A 25,521-nucleotide genomic window follows, 5' to 3' on the forward strand; every position below is an offset into this window, starting at 1 on the left:
CATGAACGAGTTCAGGATCCGCTTGCTCAAGCAGGGAACGCTGCGCGTGCACACCGTGCGCGCCTCAAGCGAAGGCGAGGCACGCGCGCAGTTGAGCGATGCCGACGGCATGGTTCTGGACATCCAACGTTCGGCCGTGCGCCGTGGCATCAAGTCGCGCGGCAAGAAGGCCTTTTCGCTAGGGCTGCTGCTGCAAGAACTGTCCACGTTGCTGGACGCCGGGCTGGCCTTGATCGAAGCGCTTGAGGCGCTGAGCGACAAGGCCGGTAAGGGCAACAAGGCCTTGCAGGCATCGCTGGGCCAGTTGCTGCGTTCGCTGTATCAGGGCCAGCCGCTGTCCAAGGCGATGGAGGCGCAGCCGCTGGTGTATCCCGCGCTGCTGGTGGCCACCGTAGCGTCCGCCGAAGGCAGCGGGCAACTGCCGGTGGTGCTCAGGCGCTATCAGTACTACGAAACGCGCATTGAAAACATCCGCAAGAAAGTGGTGGGTGCGCTCGTGTACCCGCTGGTGGTGATTGCGGTGGGCTTCGGCATTTTGCTGTTCATGCTGTTCTTTGTCGTGCCGCGCTTTGCGGTCGTGTTCGAAAGCATGCGCACCTTGCCGGCCACCGCCGAGGCCATGTTGTGGTGGGCGCGCCTGGTGCAGTCCGACGGTCATTTGCTGGGCGCGGGCATAGGCGCAAGCCTGCTTGCCGCCGCGTTGGCGCTGCGCACGCAGACGGTGAAGGCGGCGTTGATGAATCTGTTCTGGCGCCTGCCCAAGCTGCGCGACGTGGGCAACCTGTTCGTGCTGGCGCGCTTTTATCGCACCGTCGGTTTGTTGATCGAAGGCGGCACCCCCGCGTTGCAAGCCTTTGAACTGGCCGACCGCATCCTGCCGCCCGCTTACGGCGAACGCCTGGATCTGGCGCTGCAGGAATTGCGGGCTGGCCGCAGCGTGTCGGAAACCTTGGCACGCCATGGCTTGACGACAGCGGTGGCCGAGCGGCTGCTGCGTGTGGGCGAGCAAAGCGGCGACTTGGGCGGCATGTGCGAACGCATCGCGCAGTTCCACGATGGCACGCTGGACCACGCCATCGAAGTCTTTGGAAAGGTGTTCGAGCCGCTGCTGATGCTGGTCGTCGGCGGGCTGGTCGGCGCCATCGTCATCTTGCTGTACATGCCCATCTTCGAGATGGCCGGGAGTCTGGGATGAACCTAATGCATGAATTCGAAATCAGTCAGGAGGAGGGCGCAATGGAAAGCACGACCGTGGCCGACGAGGCATGGTGGCTGTGGCGCGAGCGCGCGGCGGAACTGAGCCTGTCCCTGGCCGACTATCTGGACGAGGAATTGGCACGCCGCCCGCAACTGCTGCCGGTGCTGGCGCAGGCCTTGGGCATGGAGCCCCTGACCGCCCAGCAATGCCGCCAGGCTACGCCGCGCTTTGACGTCTTGCCGCTGGCGGACGCCATGGCGTGCCGCGTGGCGCCCTTGCAGGTGGAGGGCGAATTCCTGCTGGCCATGGCCGCGCCGTTCTCGCGCGATGCGCGCCTGAAGCTGCAAGCCATGCTGTCCGGCCATGCGCTGCGCTTTGCCGTGTGCCCCACCGGCGTGGTGGATGCCTGGTTGAAACAGGCCGAAGCCACCGAGCGCGTGCTGGACGGCGTGGCCGTGGACATGGCGGACGACTCGCTGGCCAAGGCGGTCGAATCCATTTCCCTGGCCTCGCTGGCCAAGGACGAAAGCCCGGTGATCCGCCTGGTGAACATGACGCTCTATGACGGTCTGCAAAGCCGCGCCAGCGACATTCATCTGGAATCGGACGAGGAAGGCTTGTTGATCCGCTACCGCATCGACGGCGTGATGCTGCGCATCCGCAAGGTGCCGGGGCAGGTCACCGCCAACCAGGTGATGTCGCGTCTGAAAGTGCTGTCCAGCCTGGACATCGCTGAAAAGCGCGTGCCGCAGGACGGCCGCTTCAAGGTGGTGCTGCAAGGGCGGGAAGTGGATTTTCGCGTCTCCATCATGCCGGGTAACCATGGCGAGAACGCCGTCTTGCGTCTGCTCGACCGCTCGCAGCGTGGTGACAAGCTGAGTCTGGACACCTTGGGCTTCCCGGCGGAAACGGCGCGCCGCATCCGTGCGTTGGCGCAGCTTCCCTATGGGCTGACGCTGATCACCGGCCCCACGGGCAGCGGCAAGTCCACCACCTTGTACGGCGCCTTGTCGGAACTGAACAGCGGCGACGAAAAGCTGATCACCATCGAAGACCCGGTGGAATACGAGATGAGCGGCATCCTGCAGATTCCGGTGAACGAAAAGAAGGGCCTGACCTTTGCGCGCGGCCTGCGTTCCATCCTGCGCCATGATCCGGACACCATCCTGGTTGGCGAAATCCGCGATGCCGAAACGGCGGCGATTGCCGTGCAGTCGGCGTTGACCGGCCACCGCGTGTTGTCGTCGGTACACGCCAATGATGCGTTCAGCGTGATCGACCGCTTTCTGTACATGGATGTGGAACCCGCCACCTTCCTGGAATCGCTTAACGGCGTGGTGTCGCAGCGCCTGGTGCGGCGCTTGTGCCCGCATTGCGCGCCGCCGGGCGAGGCGCGTGCCGGCCCGGGTTGCGACGCCTGCCGCCACACGGGATTCCTCGGCCGCATTGCGCTGGCTGAAGTCCTGCGTCTGGACAGCCGCATGAAGACCGCGCTGCTGGACCGCTCGCCCGAACGCCGGTTAGAGGCGCTGGCGCAATGCGCCGACTATCAATCGATGCGCGACGCCGCCCACGAGGCCGTCGCGCACGGACTGACGACTTATCAGGAGGTTTGCCGTGCGGTCGCTATGGAATGAGCAAGCCGTTCTGATCGATGCGGAACAGGTCAGCCTGATGTCGCCGACGAAGGCGATGGGCGATCGTCTGCGGTATGGCCACGGCGGCGAACCGGCCGAGGCCGTGGCCGCCTTGCTGGCCACCTGCACGCGGCTGCGCCCGTGGTGGCGCAACCGGGTGCATGTCTGGCTGGGCTATCCGTGGGCGCACACGCTGCTGCTGCCCTGGCAGCCGGGTCTGCCTGGCGGCGATACGCACTGGCGCGGCTACGCCCAGGCGTTGCTGCGCGAACGCGGCATCACCTTGCAGACGCGCGTGCGGCTGGGGCCGGCGCGCCATGGTCATGCGCGCCTGGCCGTTGCGGCGGACGCGGTGATGCTGGACGCCCTGGAAGGCAAGCTGCGCGAACAGAAATGGACGCTGGCCGGCTGCCGCGACCTGCTGTCCGCAAGCCTGCAACGTTATCACCGCGCCTCGAGCACGGAAGGCGCATGCCTGGTGCTGGCGGAGGCAAGCGCGGTGACGTGCCTGTGGCCGTCGGCGCAAGGGTGGGAAGACGTGATCACCTTGCAGCGGTCGCCGGGGCAGTCGCACGCCTCGGCGGTTGCCGCCGCGCAGGCGCTGTGCAATCAGCCCATCGTGCCGGAATGCAACTGGACGTCAACCTTGGCGCCGCCCGACCTGTCCTTGCCGCCGCAGGCGCGTTGGCTGGGCTTTCCCCACGCCATGTTGGGAGCGCGATCATGCCCGGTCTGAAGATGAACAAGCTTGATTTCACCAAGCGCGGCGCCACGCGACCCTGGGCCGCCATCGTCGTGCTGCTGTTGCTGTGCGTGGCCCTGTTGAGCGCATGGCGGGAATGGAACCTGTGGGCATTGCGAGTGGAAGTCACCCGCTCCGAGAGTCAGTTGGTCGAGCGCCGCATGCAGCATGAACGCGAACAGCGCCGCGTCCTGGCGCAGTCGCCGGAGGAAAAGAGGGTTGATGCCATGCTCTCCGCGCAAAGCGCCGAGGACCGGTTGCGGCCCGTCCTGCTGCGCGCCATCGAGCAGGCCTGGAGCCCGCGCCTGGCCGTGATGAACCTGAAGATCGAGGGAGCTGGCAAGTCCGTCCAGCTTGAACTGATGACGGTGGACCTGACCGAAGTATTCGCCTTCGCGGTCCGCTTGAACGCCGAGCCCGGCTTGCGCGCCACGGTAATGCGCCACGGCATCAAGTCGGGTGATCCCAACCTGGCCACGATGTCTACCGTGCGGGTGGAGCTGCGATGAAATCCTTTACCGAAATTCGTCGCCGCCTGGCTGCGCTGCGCCAGCGCGAGGCCGGTTCACCCATCCGGTGGCACTGGCAGTGCTGGGCCGAGCGGCTTGGGCGTGGCGGGCTCCTGGCGCTGGTGGCCTTGTGGATCCTGATCGTGCATTTCGTCGTGGTGTTGTGGCCGGAAAAGGGCGAGCTGCAGTTGCGTGCCTTGGAGCTGCACGCAGAGATCCATGCCTGCACCCCGCACGTGGCCCCGTCCGGCAATGACATGGACGAGCTGCGCGTGCAACTGCGGCTGGACCCGGACGAACGCAAGCTGGCCGTGATGGAACAACTGGTGCGCTCCGGCTTGTTGCTGGTCGACATCCAGTATCAGGGCGAAGACACCATCCAGGGCCGCTTGCGCCGCACGTCGGTGGACGTCACCGCCGTGGGCTCCTACCAAGACCTGAGCGCGGGCTTGCGCAAGCTGACCGATGAGCCGCTGCTGCGCCTGGAGTCGCTGTCGCTGGACCGGCAACGGCCGGAGAACATGCTGGTGAACGTAAAGATGCGCTTGAGCATGTTGGGGGTGGTGTGATGAAGCGTTGGATAACCGCGGTGTTGGCCGCTCTGGCGCCCGCCGCCGCCGTGCTGGCCGAGCCGGCTCGCGAAGTGGATCTGTTTCCGTCGCAAAGCTGGGCCTCGTTGTTGGATCGCGGCAATGCCCAGGCGCGGGACGATGCCGCCGACGCCGTCACGGCGCAGAGCGACGTTCCGGCGCTTGACCTGGCCTTGCCGACCACGCCCGAGGGTAACGGCGCGGCCAGCATGCCGACGTTCACGGCCATCGGTGAATGGTCCGACACCGGCCGCCGCATTGTGGTGCTGGCGCATCAAGAAGAGACCTACCTGCTGTGTGAACGCTGCGACATCGCCGGCGCGGTGAGGCCCGGCGGCATGTTGGCGTCGCAATACCGGTTCAAGGCGCTGGAACCAAAGCGCGTGGTGTTGCGGGACGCGCGGGGTCGCGAGCTGCACGTGGACCTGGCGCCGCTGGCGCAATGAGCCTTGGGGCTCATCGAACTGAATAATTCTTTTGGGAATGGCAAGACATCATGATTGCAAAACCTGTTGTATTGGCGGCCTTCTTCAGCCTGTTGCTGGGCGGATGCGCGGCCCCCGAGTCACTGAAGCGCGCACTGGGCGGCGAGCCCATGACGGCCGCCGACCGCCTGGCCGCCGGCCGGGAGAAGCTGGAAAAGAACCCCAACGATATCGAAGCGGGCAAAGATGTGGCACGCGATGAAGTCGCGCTGGCACGCGAAATTCTGCAACGCGTGCGCGTCAAGATGGAGGCGGGCGACGATGAAGCCGCGCTGCAAGACGTGTTGGAGCTGCTGGCCGTCAACCCTGGCAATATGCGCGCCCAACAGCTCAAGACGCAGTTGGAGCAACGCGTTCACCTGAACGCGGAACTGGCCGACGCTGTCCGGCTGCAGTTCGACCACCCGCGCGAGGCGCTCTACAAGGTCAACCGCATCCTGCAGGAGCAACCGGGGTTTGCGGCGGCCGAGGCGCTGCGCGTGCAACTGCAACGCCGTGACGTGGGCCGCCAATCGGTCAAGCCGCGTCTGGCAGATGCGCTGCGCAAGCCGGTAACGCTGAACTTCAAGGCGCAGCCCATCGTGCAGATTCTGGACACGATTTCGCTGGCCGCCGGGGTGGACTTCGTGCTGGACCCTGACGTGCAGACCAGCATGCCGGCCAGCATCATGGCCCGGCAGACCACGGCTGAAGACGCCATCAACCTGCTGTTGCGCACCAATCAGCTGGAAAAGAAGGTACTGGATGCCCATACCTTGCTGATCTACCCGTCGCGCCCGGACAAGGACAAGGAATACCGCGAGCTGATGGTGCGCGTGTTCTACCTGAACCACGCGGATGCCACGCATGTGCTGGCCGCGTTGCGGCAGATCAGCGCGCCCAAGAACGTGCATCTGGACGAACGCGCCAATGCCGTGCTGGTGCGCGATACGCCGGAGGTCATGGCGGTGGTGGAGCGCGTGGTGGCGGCCCTGGACATTGCGCAGTCTGAAGTGACGATGGACGTGCAGGTGCTGGAGGTCAACGCCAGCGACGAGCTTGAAGTGGGGGTGGATTACCCCAGCGACTTGCGGTTTTCCATTCTGCCGCAAGGAGAAAACGGCAGGATCACGGTAGGTGATCTGCTGGGCCTGAATCAAGGCAAGATCGGCGTGACCAGCCGCAATGACCTGTCGGCCGCGTTGAATCTGCTGCAAAAGCGCGGCAAGACCAAGGTGCTGGCAAATCCGAAGATCCGCGTGCGCAACATGGAAAAAGCCAGCATCAAGATTGGCGAAAAGGTGCCGGTCGTAACGACCACCAACGCCAACGGCGTCGTGACGGAATCCGTGAACTACCAGGATGTGGGCCTGATTCTGCAAGTGGAGCCGCGCATCAGCCTCAGCAATGAGGTCAGTGTCCGGGTCAGCATGGAAGTCAGCAACTTGAAGGGCGAGGTCAAGACGGCGGGCGGCGGTGTGGTCTACCCGATGAGCACGCGCAACGCGGAAACCGTGATGACGGCGCGCGACGGCGAAACCCAGGTGTTGGCCGGACTGGTCAACCAGCAGCAGTCGCGCAGCAGCAGCGGTTTGCCGGGCGTGAGCCTGATGGGCTGGCTGGGCAGCCTGTTTGGCGGTCAGAAGAAGACAGATCAGAACACCGAGATCGTGCTGCTGCTGACGCCGCACATCGAACGCTCGATGGCCTTGCCGTCGGCCGCCGATAGCTACTTCCCGTCGGGCACGGAATCGCGGGTCACGGTGATGCCGATGACCACGCAGGCGCCTGCCCCCGCCCCGGATGCCCCGGTCGCGGCGGGTGATGCTCCGGCGCTGGATGCCGTGCTGGCCAAGCCGCCCTTCTAAGGACGGGCCATGCGAAAGCAATCCGGTTTCACGCTGATCGAAATGATGGCGGCCATGACCTTGCTGGCCCTGCTGTTGAGCGTTGCGCTGCCATTTTCCGCGTTGATCAAGCAGCGCGCGCAAGAGCGCGAGCTACGCCAAAGCCTGCACACCCTGCGCAACGCGATCGACGCCTATTACCAGGCCAGCCGCGAAGGCAAGGTCGACAAGCCGCTGGACCGCAGCGGTTATCCGCCGGACCTGGATTCACTGGTCAAGGGTGTGCAGAACAAGACGGACCCCAACGGGGGCATGCTGTATTTCCTGCGCCGTTTGCCGGCCGACCCCATGTGCGAGCACTGCGAAAACCGATCGGCCGCTGACACCTGGGACACCCGTAGCTACGACAGTACGGCCGAATCTTTCTCATCGGGGCGCGACGTCTTCGATGTGCGTTCAAAAAGTCAACGAAGAGGCCTCAATGGCGTTCCGTACAAAGAATGGTAAGCGCGGTTGCGCCGGCTTTACGCTGATTGAGCTGATGGCGGTCATGGCCATCATCGGCGCCTTGATGTCCTTGGTGGCGCCGTCGTTTTTCAAAAGCAACGACCGTGCGCGTGAAACGGTGCTGCGCCATAACCTGCAGGCGATCCGGCACGCCATTGATGATTATCGCGCCGACCACGGCAACAACCCCGAGTCCCTGGGCGCGCTGGTCACGGACAAGTACCTGCGTGAACTGCCCATGGACCCGGTGACGGGCCGGCGCGACAGTTGGCTGCCGCAGACGGGCGACGCGCCGGGTGTGAACGATGTGGTCAGCGGCGCCCAGGGCAGGGGCTTGGATGGGCTGGACTATGCGCGGTGGTAGGCGTTGCGCGTTGCCGCGTCAGGCGGGGTTTGGCTACCTGACGGTGCTGATGCTGGTCGTGGCGTTGGCCACCGGGCTGACCGCGGTGGTGCAGCCGTGGTCCATGCAGAAGCTGCGCGACCAGGAGGCCGAACTGCTGTTTGTCGGCACACAGTTCCAGCGCGCGCTGGCGTCCTATTACCAGTCCGGCACGGCGCCGGCCTATCCCAAAACCCTGGATGCGCTGCTCAAGGACGACCGCGTGTCGTTCACCCGTCGTCATTTGCGCCGACTGTATGCCGACCCGATTACCGGCGGCACGGAATGGGGCATCGTCAAATCGCCGGACGGCGGCATCATGGGGGTATACAGCTTGTCGGAACGAAAGCCGATCAAGCAGGGTGGGTTTGACGCCGAGCTGGGTGATATGTCTGGAAAATCCAGTTATCAGGATTGGAAGTTTGTATTCATGGGCGTTAATTAATCAATGAATGGAAATTCGGGGTGCATTGTTAATAACCCTGGTTGTGTCTATTTTGAGGAGAATAAATAAGTACGTATTAACGGCTTATTTTCATATCTTGAGATCTGTCTTTCTTGGTTTGGCTTTGAGAAATTTCTTATTGTTGTGTCTATCCCTGCATGAAATCATTCTGTCGGGGTATCAATGTGATTGCCGTAAAAATAAAAGTCTTCGGGAATTGCGCTTACATAAGAACTGACTCAATGATTGTTGCCATTCTTGAAGATTCGCCCACTCAAGTCGAGTGGGTCACCAAACTGTTGCAAAGCCACGGCCACCAGGCCTTCTCGCGCGGTGACGGCGACGGCTTCATCGCGCTGCTGCAACAACAGAAAGTTGATGTGGTGCTGCTTGACTGGGAAGTGCCGGGCGCATCGGGCCTTGCCGTGCTGAAGTGGGCCCGTTGCAACCTGGCCCCATCCATGCCCATTCTGATGCTGACCCAGCGCGACGACGAAGAAAGCATCGTGCAGGCCTTGAACATGGGCGCTGACGACTATCTGCAAAAGCCGGTGCGCGAGCGCGAACTGCTGGCCCGCATGAGCGCACAGTTGCGCAAGTCACAACGCGGCGAAGCCACCGCGCTGCAGTTCCAGGTTGGCCACTTTTCCTTCAACCTGGAGGCCAAGACCTTGACGGTGGACGGGCGACCCGTGACCCTGCCCACGCGGGAATTCGACCTGGCCACGATGTTGTTCAGAAGCCCCGGCCGCATCATTACCAAGGATGCTTTGTGCCAGCACATCTGGGGCACCGTCGATCGGAAATATGACGCCAGCCTGGCCACATACGTCAGCAACCTGCGCTCCGCGCTGGGCTTGCGGTCGCGCAATGGCTATGTGATTGCCACTGTGTACAACTACGGCTACCGCCTCGAGCGCATGTATTGAGCCTCGGAGCCTGACGATGAAATTCCTGATTTGGCCTTATGCGCGCTTGGGCGCCCGAAAAAACGATGCGCTGCTGTTCTGCAACCTGGGCATCATCTTGCTGTGTTTTGCCATGCCCAGTGATGGCGAACCGCTGACGGCGGCGGCGCCTGGTGTGCTCGCCGACTTTGGCATCCTGGCGGGCCTGGCCTTGTTCAGCGTGATCGCGGGCCAGTCGAAAAGGCGCTTGCGTGCCTTGGGTTGGCTGATCGGCTTCTGGCTGCTGGCCGCGTTCGTCGTGATCACGGCGCGCCGCTGGACGCCAATCGTGGCGCCGGTGGTGGGTCTTGCACTGGCCTACATCTGCGTCGTGCGGTGGCGAATGGCAACCCGCCGCGCCCGCCGTGAACGTGTACTGCCCCACGCCGCCGTGCCGGCAACGCCGCAGGCCGTGTCGACTGCCAAGCCGAACTGCGCTCGCGACAACGAAGTGATGCTGCAGATGATGCATGACCTGCGCAGCCCGCTGTCGACGATCCTGTTGATGGTGGAAAAGCAAAGCGCGGAAAGCGATGACCCGAAGCAGGAGGCGTTCGCGGAATCCGTGCGTGACCTGGTGCAGTACAGCCTGACGGTAGCGCAAGACTTCATGCATCTGTCGCGCGCCGAACGTTTGGACAAGACCAATTTCCTGCCGGTTTCGCTGTTGGACGTGGGTCAGGAAGCCGCTGATCAATCAATGGTGCTGGCTGAACGCAAAGGCATCGATGTGCAAATCCGTGAATGCGGAGAAAAGCTGTGGGTGTCGGGTGACTACTGCATGCTGCAGCGGGCCGTCATGAACCTGCTGGACAACGCGATCAAGTACTCGGAGCCCGATACGCGAATTACCTTGTGTTTGAAGCGTCAGGGCGACATGGCGCGTATCAGTGTGATGGATGAGGGAATCGGCATTTCGGAGTCCGTCATGCCGCAGCTCTGTCAGGCATTCTTCCAGGTTGAACCGGGCAGCCGTGACGGAGTCGGCATGGGCCTGGCGTTGGTGGCGACAGTGGTGGATGCGCACGCTGGAAAGCTGGCGGTAAGCTCTCGCCCTGGTGAAGGAAGCGAGTTTTCACTCATATTTCCAATGATGCCGATTCCGTGCGTCGACGCGGACCGCCGGGAGCCGCGTGAAAGGCTTCGAACCGGCCTTCAGGCCGCCTCATGAACAAGCGCCCTTGTGGCGCTTTTTTTTATCTTTCGTGCGCCTGTTCCATGCCGAATACGCGTTGCGGCAACGATGCAACACCTGCTTTTAATAGTGTGTTGAGAAAGGTTTTGCCGTTTTTGAGCGCCGGGAATAATGGCTTCGCTTTCACGAGTTCCGTGCGATTTCCGGTTCATGAGAATGCGAAAAACAATCCATTAAACGAAGGATATTTGATGACTAAAACCTCTTTGCGCGGTGCAGCCGCCAAGCTTGCCTTGCCGGTCGCGGCGCTGACGCAGGCTGTGCTGATGGCGATGGCGCCCACCACGGTTTCGGCTCACGGCTCCGTGATCGATCCCCCCAGCCGTGAATACGGTTGCAACACCCACGACACGCCGTGGAACAACCCCAAGCATTCGGGTTGCGGCAAGATCGCCAATCTGGCGGGAAGCTGGCAGTCCAACGCCATTCTGGGTGTCAAGAGCAACCACAAGGACCACATCCGCGACGGCCTGCTTTGCGCTGGCGGCAAGGAAAGCTGGAAGGAACTTGACGGCAACTACGAGTGGCCCACCACGGTCATCACGCCGGACGCCAACGGCAAGGCGCAATTCAAGTACATGCAGACCGCTGCCCACGTCAGCACGTACTTCAAGACCTACATCAGCAAGGACAGCTACGATCCCAAGCGCGGCCTGCGTTGGGACGATCTGGAACTGATCGGCGACACCGGCTTCCTGCCGCGTCCGGCCAACAACTCGATCACCCCGCTGGACGTCAAGATCCCCGCCCATTTCACCGGCAAGCGCGTGATCTACAGCGTGTGGCAACGTGACCCCAGCGACAACGCTGAAGGTTTCTACGCTTGCTCGAACGTGGAAGTGATGCCTGCCAACGTGCAATGGCAAGCCAGCGGCGTGCTGCAAGGCGGCCAAGTCGAAGCCGGTTCGAAGATGACCCTGCGCGTGTTCGACCTGAGCCGCTCGGGCGACCTGGAAAGCCATTCGATCATCGTCAAGGCCGGTGAAGAAAAGGCTGCTCAGTGGATGTACGCACTGGCCAAGGAAGTGAACAACAAGTCGTCCGTCATCAAGGTCGGCAAGATGCAGTCCAATGGCCAGGTCGTGCCGCAGCAAAGCGACTCCGACAACCAGGTCTATGGCCTGAACAAGAAGGTGGGCTTCGCGATTGACCAGAAGGCTGCCGAGCCGGTGGATCCGCCGCCCGTCGTCATCAACGCACCCACGGCGCAACTGACTGGCCCGGCAACGGCCAATGCTGGCGAGCGCGTTTCGCTGTCGGCCAAGGGCTCGAACAACGGTGGTGGCACCTTGAAGTTCCAGTGGACCGCTCCGGCTGGCATCACCGCTTCGGCGCTGAACCAGGCTGACCTGAGCTTCACCGCTCCGGCCCTGACGCAAGACAAGTCCTACTCGTTCACCGTCAAGGTCACGAACGAAAAGGGTTCGTCGAGCAAGACGCATTCCGTGCTGGTCAAGAAGCAGGCGCAAACCGGCGGCGGCACTGACGGTGGCAACACCGGCGGTGGCAACGGCGGCACCGATGGCGGCAACGGCGGCCAGACCGGCCAGTACCCGGCCTACAAGGAAGGCACCACGTACGCAGCTGGCGACAAGGTCACCAACGGCGGCAAGGTCTACGAGTGCAAGATCTGGCCCGTGACCGCATGGTGCAGCGCTTCGCCGTTGCACTACGCTCCCGGCAAGGGCCTGGCTTGGCAGCAAGCTTGGGACCTGGTGAAGTAATTCCCTTCACTGTTCTCAGTCTGAGCTGAAACCGCTTGAAAATCCGCAGTAAATAACGCGGAAAGAGAAGTTCCTGGTCCCTCGTGCGAAAGCGCGGGGGATTTTTTTTTGCCGCCAGATTATTTTCTTAATGAGTGTGGGGAAAGTGCTTTAAGGAATCGTTTATCAACTTTGATTATCAATGAGCTTCCGGCCGAGAATGAATTCACCTTGTCCTGCGTGCTGCATGGAAGGTGATTTATTCAACCTCACTCTGAAGTGTTTATAAAAAAATGGCGAAATTTAAAATAACCCTGCTGGGCGGACTGGTCCTGGCGGCTGTGTCCAGTTCGGTATTGGCTCACGGCACGATGTCGCATCCCAAGGCGCGCATTCTGCATTGCTACGCAGGTAGCCAAAGCGAAGGTTGCACCGCCTTCAAGGCGCAGGGCGGCAGCGTGTACGACTGGCGCGAGGTCTGGCAAAAGCCGGGCGGTGAGAAAACGGTTGCAACGACGCCGGGCGACCGCCTGTGCGACGGTGGCACCAAGGCCTCGCATCGCGGCTTGAACGCGCTGGCCCAATGGCCCATCACCACGCTCAAGCCGGATGCCAATGGCAACGTCACCTTGAAGTGGAACCACACCGTGGCCCACCGCACGAAGTCGCTGCAATTCTTCATTACGAAGATGCCGTACGACTCGACCAAGCCGCTGCAATTTTCCGACTTTGAAAAGTTCTGCGAACAGCGCGACTTCACGCCGGCAGCCGCGGGCGAAGGCCGTGAACAGGAATACAGCTGCACGCTGCCCGCGGGCAAGACGGGCCGCCACCTGATCATGAGTGTCTGGAACACCAACCACGTGGGCGATGGCGTGACCTCGGGCGAGTCCTATCGCGCTTGCGGCGACGTGAACATCGAAGGCGTCTCCAACGTCATCAAGCCGTCGGACATCGGCGCGCTGTACTCCATCGGCGAAACCAAGGTGGGTGAAACGCTGGTCTGGCGTCTGGCCGACCCCAAGCGCAACGGCGAATACCTGGAACAACTGCGCGTGCCGCTGGACGAGAACGCCGTGCAAGGCGAGCGCTGGACGCAAGTGCTGGGCAATGCCGTCAACGGTTCGTCCAAGCGCGTGCGTGTCGGCCAATTGGGCGCCGATGGCAAGACCGTGACCCCTATCGTGGGTGTGGACAAGTCGCACGTCTATTCGATGGACGGCAACAAGTACCACTTCGTGGTCACCAAGGAAGCGGCTGATATCAAGCCGGATCCCGTGGTCATCCCGCCGGTGTCGAGCATCGCCGGCCCGGTCAATGTGCAAGCGGGCCAGAAGGTGACGTTGTCGGGTTCGGCGTCGACCGGTACCGATCTGAAGTTCTCGTGGACGGTGCCGGCCGGCATCAGCGCCGCGGTGAAGGATCAGCCCACGCTGAGCTTCGTGGCGCCGACGCTGACGAAGGACCAGCAGTACTCGTTCACGCTGACGACCCGCAACGACAAGGGCGCGTCGAATGCGTCCCATGTGGTGACGGTGAAGGGCAAGCCGGTTGTTGACGAAGGCGGCAATGGCGGCACGGGTGGCAATGGTGGCAATGGTGGCAATGGTGGCACCGGCGACACGCCGCCCGCCTACAAGGCCGGCACTGCCTACAAGGCGCATGAGCGCGTCACCAACCTGGGCAAGGTCTACGAGTGCAAGCCGTGGCCCTACACCAACTGGTGCGGCCAGTCGCCGTTCCACTACGAGCCCGGCAAGGGCGGCTACTGGACCCAGGCCTGGGACCTGGTCAAGTAAGCCGTCGTTATAGAAGCGGGCCAAGGCGGTAGGCGTCTTGGCCCGCGCTGGACGCCAGCCCCCTCTCAGTGATGGGAGGTGGGCTTTCTTTTTGTGTTGTTGGATCCGCCGGCAAGGCGGATCACTGAATAGCCATGAAAAACAAAATACAGTTATCGATGCTTGCGCTGATGCTCGGCACGGCATTTATCGCCCCGGGGCATGCGGCCTCGGCTGATGAACCTCGGCCCATCTACGTTCGGCTGAAGGCGGAAGCGCCCAATCCGGTCCAGCGTGTTGCGCCGACGCCCGAGGTGGCCAGCGCAATGGACGCGCTGACGCGCCTGGCCAATGGCATGGAACCCTTGGTTCCGCTGTCGCCCATGATGCGCAACCACGAGGATATCGCCGCGCTGGAACGCCATAACCTCACGCGCTACTACAAGATTTCGGCCGAGATGATGCGCGGCCGTGACGCGGAACTGCTGGTCAAGCAACTGCTGGAAAATCCGCTGGTGGAAAGCGCGCAGATCGAACCCGTGCCGATGTCGATGGGCGGAGGTCTGGAGGCCGATCCCGTCATGGCAGTCACGCGCGCCGCGCCGGGCACGCCCGACTACACCAACTGCGACGGCGCGCTTGCGCCCACGTGCCAAAACTATATGCAGGGCCCCAAGCCCGGCTATTGGGTGCTGGGCGGCATCAATGCCTTCGAGGCGCAGCGTCAGACGGGCCACTATGGCGCCAACGTGCGCTTGATCTCGAACGAGATCAGTCACTGGGACTTCGACCACGTTGACCTGCCCAAGCCCTTCCTGCACCACGGCCAGTATGTGGAAAAGCCTGATTCGCATGACACGATGTCGGCCGGCATCATGTTCGGGCAGGACAACGGCTATGGCGTGACCGGCATCGTGCCGCAAGCGCAGGCGGGCTACACCAAGTACAGCGTCAGCGGCATGATCGACCTGCGCAACGTGCTTCAAGCGGGCGACGTGGTGCAGATTGGCGTGCACTACAAGTTCAGCAATGGCTGCGGGCCGACCACGGCCTGCTGGCTGCCCGTCGAGCATGTTGACGCGGTCTACGACGCCATTTCGTATCTGACGAAGGAGAAGGGCGTGCACGTGGTCTTGGCGGCGGCCAATGGCTCGGCCAACCTGGACGATCCGTATTTCCGCGGCCGCTATGACCGTACCAAGCGTGATTCGGGCGCCATCTATGTGGGCGCGGCTGATCCGATCCTGGGCAGGACCGCGTGGTTCTCGGAATACGGTAGCCGCGTGGACGTGTTCAGTTGGGGTGGGCGCGTCACCACCACGGACTGGAAGGAAGGCCAGCACAACCTGTACACGACCAGCTATAACGGTACGTCGTCCGCCAACCCCATCATCGCGGGTAGCGTGGCGTGGCTGCAGAGCCTGGCGCGTGAGCGCGGCCTGGGCAATATTCCGCCCAAGGTCATGCGTCAGATTCTGGTGGACAGCGGCAACCCCGTGCCCTTCGTCGAACCGGATCGCCCCATCGGCGTGCAACCCGATCTGGTTCGCGCGGCGGAACTGTTGGGGGGCACCAGCATCGGCGGCCAGGCGCCGCAAGCCCACGTCTCTGGTTCCGCGCAAGCGAATGCGGGTGACAAGGTGATGCTGTCGGCCGCTGACTCGACCGGCAAGGACCTGAGCTATGCGTGGAGCAGCCAGCCCGCGCTGAAGTTCGTGGAGCAGGGCGTCAAGGCCAGCTTCGTCGCGCCGGAAAGCGCGAAGGACGTCGCCTACCGCATCACGCTGAAAGTGACCGACCCGCAAGGGCGCAGCGCCACTGCGCACCATGGCGTGTTGGTCAAGGCGAAGGCTGCTGGCGTGTGCGCCAGCGCTCCCGCCTGGGATGCCCGCAAGGTGTACAACGTGCCGAACGAGGCTGTGTCGTACAACGGCAAGCTGTATCGCCAGAACTACTGGAACGTGGATGCCGCGCCGGACAAGAACTCGGCGCAGTACGGCAAGCCGTGGAAAATGCCCGAAGCCTGCGACCTAGAACCGGCGCCCGTGCCGCTTCCGGTCGCGCGCATCAGCGGCCCCACCGAAGTGCAGGCCTTGCAATCGGCCACCTTGTCAGCCACCGGTTCCACGGGCCAGGGCCTGAAGTACGTGTGGACCAGCATGGACGACATCGCCTTGCAGGCCAACGGGGCCATGGCCACGTTCTATGGCCCCCCGCTGGCGCAGGACCGCAACCTGACGTTCAAGCTCGCCGTGACTGACGAGCGCGGCCGCACCGCCACCGCCAGCCATGTGGTCAAAGCCAAGGCGAAGGAAGTGGTGCCTGAAGTGGTGCCGGAAGTGATTGCGCCGCAAGCCAAGCTGAGCGGCCCCGCCAAGGTCAAGAGCGGCGAACGCGTGGTGCTGTCGGGCAAGGCGTCCACCGGTACCGACCTGCGCTACCGCTGGACTGTGCCCGCGGGCATTTCCGCCGGGGCGCTGGATCAGGCGGACATCAGTTTCGTCGCACCGTCCACCGCGAAGGACACGCCTTACCGCTTTACGCTGACGGTCAGCAACTCGCGCGGTGAAGTCCAGGCCAGCCACACCGTGACGGTGTTGGCGAAGCCGGCCGTGGGCGGCTACCCGCAGTACAAGGCTGGCACGATCTATAAAGCGGGCGACAAGGTCGTGAACGTGGGCAAGACGTTTGAATGCAAGATCTTCCCGTACAGCGGCTGGTGCAGCCAATCGCCTTCGCACTATGCGCCGGGCACGGGTTCGCATTGGCAGGACGCGTGGATGCAGCGTTAAGTCTTCCAAAGACCAAGCCTGACGCGATTGTCGCGTGAAGCACCGCAGCCCCTGCCGGTTTTCTGGCGGGGGCTGTTTTTGTTGAGGAAGGGGGAGGGGCTCGCGCGCGAACGCGAATGCGCGGCGGAAATGAAAAAAGGGCCGGACAACTTGTGTCGGGCCCTTCTTGGTGATTTTCAGTGTTCATGAACGCTTGGTTGCTTGAACGCTGCAAATCTGAATTTGGAGCGGGAGACGAGTCTCGAACTCGCGACCTCAACCTTGGCAAGGTTGCGCTCTACCAACTGAGCTACTCCCGCATGGGTTCCGTCATGCACTACTCAGAACCTGTTTCTTATTCACTCTGATCAACTTGGTTATCGATCAGAAGGCGCGCATCTTACATGATTTTTTTGAGCTTGTCATTCAGGTTTGGTACTTGGCCGAACCAGTGGCCAGTGGGCTAAACCCAAACACTCAATCAAGTAATATGAGCGAAGACCGAAACTATAGCATAACCCGTAGCACCCATGTCAACACACTCTGCTATCGAAACGGCGCCAAACGCGCTGACTCCCGTTGCCCAAGACCTGAGCCCGCTGAATACGCTGGGATTGGCGTCACGAGCCGAAGCATTCGTATCGGTGGACGACGTGTCCCAACTGCCGGCCTTGTCCGACCTGGCGCGGCGTGCGGATAGCCTCTTGGTACTGGGCGGCGGCAGCAATCTGGTGTTGCCCGAGCGCGTTCCCGGCCTGGTGGCCAAGGTGGCATTCAAGGGCGTGCGCCTGTTGCAGGACCGGTCGGATGCCTGGCTGGTTGAAGCGGCGGGCGGGGAAAACTGGCACGGCTTTGTCGAGCAATGTGTGGCGCAAGGGTGGGATGGGTTGGAAAACCTGGCGCTGATTCCGGGCACGGTTGGGGCAGCGCCGGTGCAGAACATTGGCGCCTACGGGGTCGAATTCGAAGAACGGTTTCACAGCCTGACCGCCTGGGATGTGCCAGCGGGGCGGTTTGTTGAGATGGGGCCGTCCGACTGCCGTTTTTCGTACCGTGATAGCGCCTTCAAGCACGACGCGCCGGGCCGCTGGGTGATCGTCAGCGTGCGTTTCGCCTTGCCCCGGCCCTGGCGCCCCATGCTGGGCTATCCCGACCTGCAACGCCACGAGCGGCTTGCCCAGGGTGCGCCCACCGCGCGGGCCATTTTCGATGCGGTCTGCGAAATTCGCCGCGCGAAGTTGCCCGATCCTACCGTGACCGGCAACGCCGGCAGCTTTTTCAAGAACCCGATTGTTGAAGCCGATGTGCGCGACAGTCTGGCTCAGCAGTTCCCGGGCTTGGTTTCCTATGCGCAGCCAGACGGCCGCTACAAGCTGGCGGCGGGCTGGCTGATCGACCAATGCGGTTGGAAAGGGCAGGCGCTGGGTGCGGCCGGCGTGCATGACCGGCAAGCGCTGGTGCTGGTGAACCGAGGCGGCGCCACGGCTGCCGACATCATGGCTTTGGCGCGCGAAATTCAAGCGTCGGTGCAGGCGCGTTACGGCGTCAAACTGGAGCCTGAGCCCGTGGTGGTGTAAGGCAATGCAGCGCGCATGAAAAAAGGATCCCGTGGGATCCTTTTTTCGTTGGCAAAGCCAGGTTTACAGCCCCAATACCGACTGCATGTCGTACAGGCCGTTGTGCTTGTCTTCCAGGAAGCGGGCGGCGCGCAGCGCGCCTTCCGCATAGGTGGCGCGGCTGCCGGAGCGATGCGTGATTTCAATGCGCTCGCCAATGCCGCAGAACGACACAGTGTGGTCGCCCACGATGTCGCCGCCCCGCAGGACCGAGAAGCCGATGGTGCCGGGCTTGCGCACACCGGTGTCGCCATGGCGGCTCCAGGTGGCCACGTCGGGCAGCGCCACGTCCCAGGCGGACGCGATGGTTTCGCCCATCTTCAGCGCGGTGCCCGAGGGCGCATCGACCTTGTTGCGGTGGTGTGCTTCGAATACTTCGACGTCGTAGCCGGAATTCAGGATGCGAGCAGCCATGTCCAGCAGCTTGAGCGTGGCGTTGACGCCCACGCTCATGTTAGGTGCGAACACGATGGCGATTTTTTGCGCGGCCACTTCGATGGCGGCGCGGCCATTGTCGTCGAACCCCGTGGTGCCGATGACGGCGCGCGTGCCGTGCTTCACGCAGGCTTGCAGATGTTCGAGCGTGCCTTCGGGCCGCGTGAAATCGATCAGGCAGTCGGCGTCGGCCAGTGCGTCAAGATTGTCCGTGATCAGCACGCCGGTCTGCTGGCCCAGCGGAGCGCCCGCGTCCTGGCCCAGTGCGGTGGATCCCTTGCGGTCCAGCGCCACGGCCAATTTCAGGCCGTTGGACTTGAGAATGGCGTCGATCAGCATCTGGCCCATACGGCCGCTTGCGCCGGCAATTGCAATACGCATGAAAAATCCTTGGAAGTTACCGGAGCGGCTCGGGCGCGTTGCCGGGCTGACCGGGGTACTGGTTCAGCGGGCTGACGGGGGCATCGGCATCACGCCTTTCCAGATCTTGCTCTTGCTCGACCCGGGCTTCGTCCCGATCCAGGCGTTCGTCCGCTTTTTCGTCGGCGATGCTGCTGGGCGTGTTCAGTTGATAAGGCTGCAGGTCGGGCTGCTTGTCGCCTTCCCAGCGGGTCAGGCGGTCGTTTTCGAACCAGACGGTGAACTTGCGTTCCCGCGCTTCACCATAGCCGGGCTTGTAATAGTAGGGATAGTCCCAGCGGTTGGCGTGCAGCACGCTGGTGAGCGTGGGGCTGCCCAGCGCAAAGCGGACTTGCTCGCGCGTCATGCCGGGCTGAAGCAGCGCGACCTGTTCCTGGGTGATCCAGTTGCCTTGCTGGACACCGGCCTTGTAGGGGAAGCCCCACTTGTCCCCCGAGCAGCCGGCAAGAGCGATGGCCAGGGCGGCAACGGCCAATCCGGTCTTCAGCGAGCGGGAGGGAATTCGTGCAATCATGGACACTACGCGCCCCTATTATTTGGAAGCAGACAAAACCGTTATCATAAAGGTTTCATAAGGATAGTTCCGCGAGGCGGCATGAAATCAGGTGAGCCGGCTCGCGGTGCACCCTTGAACCTGCCCATGCCTACGCGGACGGAGAGCGATTACACCATGAGCGACCAAAGCGAACTGAAGAACATGGGTTTGAAGGCGACGTTTCCGCGCCTGAAAATTCTTGATATTTTCCGGAAGTCCGATCTGCGCCACCTCAGCGCCGAAGACGTATACCGTGCGCTGATCGGCGAAAACGTCGAAATCGGTCTGGCGACGGTCTACCGCGTGCTGACGCAGTTTGAACAGGCAGGCATCCTGGCTCGCAGCCAGTTCGACAGCGGCAAGGCCGTCTTCGAACTGAACGACGGCGATCACCACGACCACCTGATCTGCACGAATTGCGGCACGGTCGTCGAGTTCTCGGATCCGGACATCGAGAAGCGCCAGCAAAAGATCGCCAAGGACAACGGCTTCGCGCTGGAAAGCCACGCGATGGTGTTGTACGGCGTGTGCAGCACTTGCATGAAAGGGCGCTAAACCGCTAGCGTCCGCCCCACGGTCTGTGGCCGCGCTCGCTGCGGGCCAGTGAGATCAAAAGCCCCTTTTATAAGAAGGGGCTTTTTTTCGTGCGCTTGAACCGGCGTGGGGTCAGCTCGCGGGTTGGCCGAAGCCTTGCAGCATTTCGCGGGCATGTTCGCGCGTCGTGGCGGTGAGCTTGATGCCGCCCAGCATGCGGGCAATTTCCTCGACACGCGCCGCGGCGTCCAGCTCTTCGATGCTGGAGCGCGTGGTGCCGCGCGATTCCGCCTTGCTGACCAGGAACTGGTTGTTGGCGCACGCCGCCACCTGGGGCAGGTGGGTGACGCATAACACTTGATGGCGCTCGCCCAGTTCGCGCAATAGTTTGCCCACGGCTTCGGCCACCGCGCCGCCCACGCCGCTGTCGACTTCGTCGAAGATCAACGTAGGCACGCGCGCCGCGCGGCTGGCGATAACGGACAGCGCCAGGGAAATGCGTGACAACTCGCCGCCCGAGGCCACTTTGGCCAAGGGGCGCGGGGTGGTGCCGGCGTGGCCGGCCACCAGGAATTCGACCTGCTCGTTGCCGTGCGCGGACGGCGCGCCGGGCGCAAGCGTCGGTTCAAACTTGCCGCCTTGCATGGCCAGCGTCTGCATGGCCTGCGTCACCTGTTTGCCGAGGTCTTTGGCGACCTTGCGGCGGGCCGTCGTCAGCTTGGCAGCGGCGGCGTCGTATTGCGTCTGGGCGGCAGCCGACTGGGCGCGCAGCGCGTCGATGTCGCCCGCTGCTTGCAGCGCAGCCAGTTCGGCATGCAGGGAATCGCGCAGTTCGCACAGCGCGTCGGGCTCGACACGGAATTTCCGTGCGGTTTCAAACACCAGGCCCAGGCGCGCTTCCACATCGGCCAGCCGTTTGGGGTCGAGGTCGACCCGGCTGACATAGTTGTTCAAGTCGGACACGGCTTCGCTGATGGCGATGCGGGCGGACTCCAGCTCGTCATACACCCCTTGCAGGCCGGGATCGTGCCGCAACATTTGCTGAATGCGGTGATTGGCGGCGGTAACGCGGTGGTGCGCGGAATCGCCTTCGCCGTCCAGCCCTTCCAGGATCTGCGAGGCACCATCCAGCAGCGACTGGGAATGCGACAGCCGCGTGTGTTCGGATTGCAGGGCGTCCCATTCGTCCGGCCCCAGCGCCAATTGGTCCAGCTCATCAACCTGCCATTGCAGGCGGTCGCGTTCGTTCGCCAGGCTGGCGGCGTCTTTTTCGGCGGCTTCCAATTGGCGTGCCAGCGCGCGCCATTGCTTCCAGGCCTGACCCACGGCCTGGCGCAGATCGCCGTGGCCGCCGTGGGCATCAAGCAGGTCGCGCTGAGCGTCGGGGCGCATCAGGCTTTGATGGGCGTGCTGGCCGTGAATGTCGACCAGGCTGTCGCCCAGCTCGCGCAATTGCCCCACGGTGGCCGGCGTGCCGTTGATATAGGCGCGGCTGCGGCCCTGAGCATCGATGACACGGCGCAGCGACAGTTCATCGTCGGCGTCTATTTCGCGTTCGGCCAGCCAGTTGTGCAGGGATTTGGGGGTATCGAACACCGCGGTGATGTCGGCGCGCGGCGCGCCTTCGCGCAGCATGCTGGCGTCGCCGCGTTCGCCAAGCGCCAGCGCCAGGGCGTCCACCAGGATGGATTTGCCGGCGCCGGTCTCGCCGGAGAATACGGTAAAGCCGGGTCCGAAATGGATCTCGGTTTGCTCAACAATGACGAAGTCGCGGATATGCAGGGTGCGCAGCATGTCGGGGCGCTTACTACTCTACGTTGTCGGTGGCTTGGGGCATCAGGTTCCAGTGCAGCTTGCGGCGCAGGGTGGAAAAGAAGCTGTAGCCCTCGGGGTGCACGAAGCGGATGGTGTGCGGCGCGCGCTGCACGACGATACGGTCGCCGGGCTGCAGGTCTGACCAGGTCTGCATGTCGAAATGCACGCTGGCGCCAACTTCCACGCGGCCCATCGCGGTCAGCGTCATGTTCAGCACCCCGGTGTCGGGAATGACGATAGGGCGGTTCGACAGCGTTTGCGGCGCCACGGGCACCAATACCATGGCGTTCAAGCCGGGGTGCAGGATGGGGCCGTTGGCAGACAATGCATACGCCGTGGAGCCGGTGGGCGTGGCGATGATCAGGCCGTCGGCGCGCTGCGTATACATGAAAGCGCCGTCCAGTTCGACGCGCACTTCAATCATGCCGCCGCGTCCGGCGCGGTTCAGCACGACGTCGTTGAGCGCCGACGCGGAATACATTTTCTGGTCGCCGCGCCACACGCTGCCTTCGAGCAGCATGCGTTCTTCGATCTGGAAGCTGCCTTCCAGCACCCGGGCCAGAGCGCCGTGCGCGTCCTGCAAGGGAATATCCGTGATGAAGCCGAGCCGCCCATGGTTGATGCCCACCAGCGGCACACCGTAAGGCGCCAGATGCCGGCCCGCGCCCAGCACGGTGCCGTCGCCACCCATCACGACGGCCAGCGACGCATTCTGGCCAATCTCTTCAAGGGTAGCCACCGGGTATTCGGTCAGGCCCGTGTTGCGGGCAGTGTCCGCGTCGATGAGCACCTGCCTGCCCGCTTGCGTCAGCGCGTGCGCAAGGGCTCTTAGCGGGGTGTCCAGGCCGGTGTCCTGGTATCTGCCGATCAGGGCGACGGTAGGAAAATGCATGGATGCGGGCGTATCAAAAGGGCGGGACCCGAAGGTCAAAACCTGCCCGGAATGGGCCGATTAGCCGATTATATGGGGCCGCATATCGGCTTGCGGGACAAAAATCGCCTTAATTGGAAAAGATTCCCTAAAATAGCTGCTATGGATGACCGCGCACGCGCACTACTGAAAGCGTTGATAGAACGCTATATCGCCGATGGGCAGCCTGTCGGCTCGCGGACGCTATCGAAAGTCTTCGATTTGTCCCCAGCCACCATCCGCAACGTCATGGCGGATCTGGAAGAGTTGGGGCTGATCCATAGCCCGCACACCTCCGCCGGCCGCGTTCCCACGCCGCGGGGCTATCGCATGTTCGTCGATTCCCTGCTGGCGGTTCAGCAATATCAACTGCAGCCCCACAACATCGGCGAGATGCTCTCAGCCGCGGAACCCACCCGTGCCGTCAATGCCGCTGCCGCCTTGTTGTCGAACCTGACGCAGTTCGCTGGCGTGGTGCTGACGCCCAAGCGCGCCCAGGTGTTTCGCCAGATTGAATTCATCCGTCTGTCCGACAAGCGCGTGCTGCTGATCATCGTCACGCCAGACGGCGACGTCCAGAACCGCATTCTGTTCGTACAGCGCGACTACGCCGAAGCCGAATTGCTGGAAGCCGGCAATTTCTTCAACATGCATTTCGCGGGCAAGTCCTTCAACGCGGTGCGCCAGACGCTTTCCACGGAGTTGGCCCAATTGCGTGAAGACATCTCGCGCCTGATGCAAGCGGCGGTCGAGGCCAGCGCCGAAGCCGCCGAGGACGGCGACGCCATGGTGATTTCCGGCGAGCGCAAGCTGCTGGACGTGACCGACATTGCGTCCGACATGGATCGCCTGCGCAAGATGTTCTCGCTGTTCGAAAAAAAGACCGATCTGCTGCAACTGCTGGACGTATCGAGTCGTGCGCAGGGCGTGCAGATCTATATTGGTGGCGATTCCCAACTGGTGCCGATGGAAGAGGTTTCTGTCATCACGGCGCCTTACGGCGTGGACGGCAAGGTGGTGGGCACGCTGGGAGTCATCGGCCCGACCCGCATGGCGTACGAGCGCGTGATTCCCATTGTGGACATTACGGCTCGCTTGCTGTCCAACGCCCTTAGCCACAATCAGTAGTTCCATTCAAAGCTGCATCCTCCTTTCGGAGGAAGGGGAGTTTTTGTGTTTCTTCGCCTGTTCAAGTATTTGTGGCCTGAACGCTACCTGCCGGAAACTGAGCAGGACGACCCCTTCAATGAAGACCCGCCTGCGCGCGCACCGAGCAAGGTCGGCGTGCTGCTGGTCAATCTTGGCACGCCGGATACGCCGGATATCCCGGGCATCCGCAAATACCTGGGTGAATTCCTGTCTGACCCGCGCGTCATTGAAATCCCCCGTTATCTCTGGAAGCCCATCCTGCACGGGCTGGTGCTGACCTTGCGGCCCAAGAAGCTCGCGCCGCGCTATGCCGGCGTCTGGCTGAAAGACGGTTCGCCGCTTATGGTCTACAGCCGGCGGCAGACGGACGGTGTGCGTGCCGCGCTGGAAGTGGCGGGCATCGACGCCGTGGTCGAACTGGGCATGCGTTACGGCAACCCGTCCATTCCGGACGCAATCTCTCGCCTGCGGGCAGCCGGTTGCGAGCGCATTCTGACCGTGCCGCTATACCCGCAATACGCCGCCAGCACCACGGCCACCGTGGTTGACGCCGTGACCCGGCATGCCGCGCGTCTGCGCGACCAGCCCGAACTACGCTTTACCAAGCGGTTTCACGAAGACCCGCTCTGGCTGGACCCGCTGGCTGCCCGCATCGAAGCCTTCTGGCGCGACCACGGCAAGCCGCAGAAGCTGGTGATGAGCTTCCACGGTTTGCCGCGTTATTCCATTGAACTGGGAGACCCGTATTACCGCGATTGCATGGAATCGGCGCGCCTGCTGTCGCAGCGCCTGTCCCTGCCGCGCGAGCAGATTGAAGTGACCTTCCAGAGCCGCTTCGGCACGGCCCGTTGGCTCGAACCCTATACAGAGCCAACGCTCAAGGCCTTGGCCGCTTCGGGGGTCACCGAGGTGGATGTGGTGTGCCCGGGATTTGTGGCAGACTGTCTGGAAACCCTGGAAGAGATCAGCCTGGAATGCCGGGACGCCTTTATCGAGGCGGGCGGCAAGCAGTTTCGTTACATCCCAGCGCTGAACGATGATCCCGCGTGGATCGCCGGCTTGGCCGCCTTGGTGGAACGAAACTTGCAGGGCTGGCCGTTGAAGATCCAGGTCAACACGGACTTGAAGGAGAAGGCGCATGCACCATGATCCCAAGAGCGGCAAGGATGTAAAAAAGGGGACGGTCGCGACCCCGGTGGACGAGGATCAGGTCGAGCACGACCTGGACGAAGCGCTGGCGGAAACCTTCCCGGCCAGCGACCCTATCGCGATCCGGCCTGATCCGGACGAAGACGACAAGCAGGTTGACCGCGCGCTGAAGGAAAGCTTTCCGGCCAGCGATCCGGTTGCGCCCGCGCAGCCCCACAAAAAGTAAGCGGCCCAGCCCGCCCA

24 protein-coding genes and 1 tRNA gene are annotated in these 25,521 nt (G+C 62.8%); 20 read left to right on the top strand and 5 right to left on the bottom strand.

Features of this window, described 5'->3' with window-relative positions; all coding sequences use genetic code 11:
• Window position 1: 1 nt before the first annotated feature.
• From ELS24_RS05865 to ELS24_RS05935, 15 genes are all read left to right on the top strand, one after another.
• Window positions 2-1,195, top strand: a complete 1,194-nt coding sequence (locus ELS24_RS05865; RefSeq protein ID WP_050447263.1) for a type II secretion system F family protein — start codon at window positions 2-4, stop codon at window positions 1,193-1,195.
• Between the two features lie 41 nt (window positions 1,196-1,236).
• A complete protein-coding gene (locus ELS24_RS05870; protein ID WP_050447322.1) occupies window positions 1,237-2,835 on the top strand; it encodes a GspE/PulE family protein in 1,599 nt (532 codons plus the stop codon).
• Window positions 2,816-3,571, top strand: coding sequence for a hypothetical protein (locus tag ELS24_RS05875; RefSeq protein ID WP_050447261.1), 756 nt, complete (start codon window positions 2,816-2,818; stop codon window positions 3,569-3,571). The genes ELS24_RS05870 and ELS24_RS05875 overlap by 20 nt, the downstream gene beginning before the upstream one ends.
• Entirely contained in the window at window positions 3,559-4,086 is a 528-nt protein-coding gene (locus ELS24_RS05880) for a hypothetical protein (RefSeq protein WP_127183647.1), read from the top strand. The genes ELS24_RS05875 and ELS24_RS05880 overlap by 13 nt, the downstream gene beginning before the upstream one ends.
• Window positions 4,083-4,655 (top strand): hypothetical protein, encoded by a 573-nt coding sequence (locus tag ELS24_RS05885; protein WP_127183648.1) that lies wholly within the window; start codon window positions 4,083-4,085, stop codon window positions 4,653-4,655. The genes ELS24_RS05880 and ELS24_RS05885 overlap by 4 nt, the downstream gene beginning before the upstream one ends.
• On the top strand, window positions 4,655-5,122 hold the full coding sequence (locus tag ELS24_RS05890) for a hypothetical protein (RefSeq protein WP_127183649.1): 468 nt from the start codon (window positions 4,655-4,657) through the stop codon (window positions 5,120-5,122). The genes ELS24_RS05885 and ELS24_RS05890 overlap by 1 nt, the downstream gene beginning before the upstream one ends.
• 50 nt (window positions 5,123-5,172) lie before the next feature.
• A complete protein-coding gene (locus tag ELS24_RS05895) occupies window positions 5,173-7,008 on the top strand; it encodes a secretin N-terminal domain-containing protein (RefSeq protein WP_050447257.1) in 1,836 nt (611 codons plus the stop codon).
• Between the two features lie 9 nt (window positions 7,009-7,017).
• A complete protein-coding gene (locus ELS24_RS05900) occupies window positions 7,018-7,494 on the top strand; it encodes a type II secretion system protein (RefSeq protein WP_050447256.1) in 477 nt (158 codons plus the stop codon).
• Window positions 7,469-7,858: a type II secretion system protein gene (locus ELS24_RS05905; RefSeq protein ID WP_127183650.1), complete on the top strand. Its 390-nt coding sequence runs from the start codon at window positions 7,469-7,471 to the stop codon at window positions 7,856-7,858. Before ELS24_RS05900 ends, ELS24_RS05905 begins: the two co-directional genes overlap by 26 nt.
• Window positions 7,833-8,321, top strand: a complete 489-nt coding sequence (locus tag ELS24_RS05910; RefSeq protein ID WP_230693407.1) for a type II secretion system protein — start codon at window positions 7,833-7,835, stop codon at window positions 8,319-8,321. The genes ELS24_RS05905 and ELS24_RS05910 overlap by 26 nt, the downstream gene beginning before the upstream one ends.
• Before the next feature lie 242 nt (window positions 8,322-8,563).
• Complete coding sequence (locus tag ELS24_RS05915; RefSeq protein ID WP_127183651.1) at window positions 8,564-9,250, top strand: response regulator transcription factor; 687 nt, start codon at window positions 8,564-8,566, stop codon at window positions 9,248-9,250.
• 16 nt (window positions 9,251-9,266) lie between these two features.
• Window positions 9,267-10,439 carry a sensor histidine kinase gene (locus ELS24_RS05920; RefSeq protein ID WP_127183652.1) on the top strand — a complete coding sequence of 391 codons (1,173 nt, stop codon included), beginning with the start codon at window positions 9,267-9,269 and terminating at the stop codon, window positions 10,437-10,439.
• A gap of 215 nt (window positions 10,440-10,654) precedes the next feature.
• A complete protein-coding gene (locus tag ELS24_RS05925; protein WP_164741220.1) occupies window positions 10,655-12,187 on the top strand; it encodes a lytic polysaccharide monooxygenase in 1,533 nt (510 codons plus the stop codon).
• A gap of 272 nt (window positions 12,188-12,459) precedes the next feature.
• Window positions 12,460-13,965, top strand: coding sequence for a lytic polysaccharide monooxygenase (locus ELS24_RS05930; RefSeq protein ID WP_127183654.1), 1,506 nt, complete (start codon window positions 12,460-12,462; stop codon window positions 13,963-13,965).
• A gap of 134 nt (window positions 13,966-14,099) precedes the next feature.
• A complete protein-coding gene (locus tag ELS24_RS05935) occupies window positions 14,100-16,736 on the top strand; it encodes a S8 family peptidase (protein ID WP_127183655.1) in 2,637 nt (878 codons plus the stop codon).
• Window positions 16,737-16,959: 223 nt separating this feature from the next.
• On the opposite strand, the gene ELS24_RS05940 is transcribed toward ELS24_RS05935, so the two are convergent.
• Window positions 16,960-17,035 (bottom strand) — tRNA-Gly (locus ELS24_RS05940).
• A gap of 210 nt (window positions 17,036-17,245) precedes the next feature.
• Here ELS24_RS05940 and murB point away from each other — a divergent pair.
• On the top strand, window positions 17,246-18,292 hold the full coding sequence (gene murB / locus ELS24_RS05945) for a UDP-N-acetylmuramate dehydrogenase (protein WP_127183656.1): 1,047 nt from the start codon (window positions 17,246-17,248) through the stop codon (window positions 18,290-18,292).
• A gap of 63 nt (window positions 18,293-18,355) precedes the next feature.
• Here murB and dapB read toward each other — a convergent pair whose 3' ends face one another.
• Together dapB and ELS24_RS05955 are read right to left on the bottom strand one after the other, a co-directional pair.
• On the bottom strand, window positions 18,356-19,147 hold the full coding sequence (gene dapB, locus ELS24_RS05950; RefSeq protein WP_127183657.1) for a 4-hydroxy-tetrahydrodipicolinate reductase: 792 nt from the start codon (window positions 19,145-19,147) through the stop codon (window positions 18,356-18,358).
• A 16-nt stretch (window positions 19,148-19,163) separates the two neighbouring features.
• Window positions 19,164-19,700: an outer membrane protein assembly factor BamE gene (locus tag ELS24_RS05955; protein WP_050447244.1), complete on the bottom strand. Its 537-nt coding sequence runs from the start codon at window positions 19,698-19,700 to the stop codon at window positions 19,164-19,166.
• 156 nt (window positions 19,701-19,856) lie between these two features.
• Here ELS24_RS05955 and fur point away from each other — a divergent pair, with 156 nt between their 5' ends.
• Window positions 19,857-20,276 carry a ferric iron uptake transcriptional regulator gene (gene fur / locus ELS24_RS05960; RefSeq protein ID WP_050447321.1) on the top strand — a complete coding sequence of 140 codons (420 nt, stop codon included), beginning with the start codon at window positions 19,857-19,859 and terminating at the stop codon, window positions 20,274-20,276.
• Between the two features lie 111 nt (window positions 20,277-20,387).
• Here fur and recN read toward each other — a convergent pair whose 3' ends face one another.
• Both recN and ELS24_RS05970 read right to left on the bottom strand, forming a co-directional pair.
• Window positions 20,388-22,049: a DNA repair protein RecN gene (gene recN / locus ELS24_RS05965; RefSeq protein WP_127183658.1), complete on the bottom strand. Its 1,662-nt coding sequence runs from the start codon at window positions 22,047-22,049 to the stop codon at window positions 20,388-20,390.
• A 13-nt stretch (window positions 22,050-22,062) separates the two neighbouring features.
• Complete coding sequence (locus ELS24_RS05970) at window positions 22,063-22,962, bottom strand: NAD kinase (protein WP_050447241.1); 900 nt, start codon at window positions 22,960-22,962, stop codon at window positions 22,063-22,065.
• 141 nt (window positions 22,963-23,103) lie between these two features.
• On the opposite strand from ELS24_RS05970, the gene hrcA reads away from it, so the two are divergent.
• From hrcA to ELS24_RS05985, 3 genes are read left to right on the top strand one after another with little or no spacing between them, the layout of a single operon-like run.
• Complete coding sequence (gene hrcA, locus ELS24_RS05975; RefSeq protein WP_050447240.1) at window positions 23,104-24,108, top strand: heat-inducible transcriptional repressor HrcA; 1,005 nt, start codon at window positions 23,104-23,106, stop codon at window positions 24,106-24,108.
• A gap of 45 nt (window positions 24,109-24,153) precedes the next feature.
• Complete coding sequence (gene hemH / locus ELS24_RS05980) at window positions 24,154-25,278, top strand: ferrochelatase (RefSeq protein ID WP_127183659.1); 1,125 nt, start codon at window positions 24,154-24,156, stop codon at window positions 25,276-25,278.
• Complete coding sequence (locus ELS24_RS05985; RefSeq protein ID WP_050447238.1) at window positions 25,268-25,504, top strand: hypothetical protein; 237 nt, start codon at window positions 25,268-25,270, stop codon at window positions 25,502-25,504. Before hemH ends, ELS24_RS05985 begins: the two co-directional genes overlap by 11 nt.
• Window positions 25,505-25,521 lie beyond the last annotated feature (17 nt).

Source organism: Achromobacter spanius (assembly GCF_003994415.1).
Lineage (GTDB): Bacteria > Pseudomonadota > Gammaproteobacteria > Burkholderiales > Burkholderiaceae_B > Achromobacter > Achromobacter spanius_C.

Coding starts and splice junctions, on each gene's coding strand:
- ELS24_RS05865 (WP_050447263.1), top strand. CDS start 2: ATGAACGAGTTCAGGATCCGCTTGCTCAAGCAGGGAACGCTGCGCGTG.
- ELS24_RS05870 (WP_050447322.1), top strand. CDS start 1,237: ATGGAAAGCACGACCGTGGCCGACGAGGCATGGTGGCTGTGGCGCGAG.
- ELS24_RS05880 (WP_127183647.1), top strand. CDS start 3,559: ATGCCCGGTCTGAAGATGAACAAGCTTGATTTCACCAAGCGCGGCGCC.
- ELS24_RS05885 (WP_127183648.1), top strand. CDS start 4,083: ATGAAATCCTTTACCGAAATTCGTCGCCGCCTGGCTGCGCTGCGCCAG.
- ELS24_RS05890 (WP_127183649.1), top strand. CDS start 4,655: ATGAAGCGTTGGATAACCGCGGTGTTGGCCGCTCTGGCGCCCGCCGCC.
- ELS24_RS05895 (WP_050447257.1), top strand. CDS start 5,173: ATGATTGCAAAACCTGTTGTATTGGCGGCCTTCTTCAGCCTGTTGCTG.
- ELS24_RS05900 (WP_050447256.1), top strand. CDS start 7,018: ATGCGAAAGCAATCCGGTTTCACGCTGATCGAAATGATGGCGGCCATG.
- ELS24_RS05905 (WP_127183650.1), top strand. CDS start 7,469: ATGGCGTTCCGTACAAAGAATGGTAAGCGCGGTTGCGCCGGCTTTACG.
- ELS24_RS05910 (WP_230693407.1), top strand. CDS start 7,833: ATGGGCTGGACTATGCGCGGTGGTAGGCGTTGCGCGTTGCCGCGTCAG.
- ELS24_RS05915 (WP_127183651.1), top strand. CDS start 8,564: ATGATTGTTGCCATTCTTGAAGATTCGCCCACTCAAGTCGAGTGGGTC.
- ELS24_RS05920 (WP_127183652.1), top strand. CDS start 9,267: ATGAAATTCCTGATTTGGCCTTATGCGCGCTTGGGCGCCCGAAAAAAC.
- ELS24_RS05925 (WP_164741220.1), top strand. CDS start 10,655: ATGACTAAAACCTCTTTGCGCGGTGCAGCCGCCAAGCTTGCCTTGCCG.
- ELS24_RS05930 (WP_127183654.1), top strand. CDS start 12,460: ATGGCGAAATTTAAAATAACCCTGCTGGGCGGACTGGTCCTGGCGGCT.
- ELS24_RS05935 (WP_127183655.1), top strand. CDS start 14,100: ATGAAAAACAAAATACAGTTATCGATGCTTGCGCTGATGCTCGGCACG.
- murB (WP_127183656.1), top strand. CDS start 17,246: ATGTCAACACACTCTGCTATCGAAACGGCGCCAAACGCGCTGACTCCC.
- dapB (WP_127183657.1), bottom strand. CDS start 19,147: ATGCGTATTGCAATTGCCGGCGCAAGCGGCCGTATGGGCCAGATGCTG.
- ELS24_RS05955 (WP_050447244.1), bottom strand. CDS start 19,700: ATGATTGCACGAATTCCCTCCCGCTCGCTGAAGACCGGATTGGCCGTT.
- fur (WP_050447321.1), top strand. CDS start 19,857: ATGAGCGACCAAAGCGAACTGAAGAACATGGGTTTGAAGGCGACGTTT.
- recN (WP_127183658.1), bottom strand. CDS start 22,049: ATGCTGCGCACCCTGCATATCCGCGACTTCGTCATTGTTGAGCAAACC.
- ELS24_RS05970 (WP_050447241.1), bottom strand. CDS start 22,962: ATGCATTTTCCTACCGTCGCCCTGATCGGCAGATACCAGGACACCGGC.
- hrcA (WP_050447240.1), top strand. CDS start 23,104: ATGGATGACCGCGCACGCGCACTACTGAAAGCGTTGATAGAACGCTAT.
- ELS24_RS05985 (WP_050447238.1), top strand. CDS start 25,268: ATGCACCATGATCCCAAGAGCGGCAAGGATGTAAAAAAGGGGACGGTC.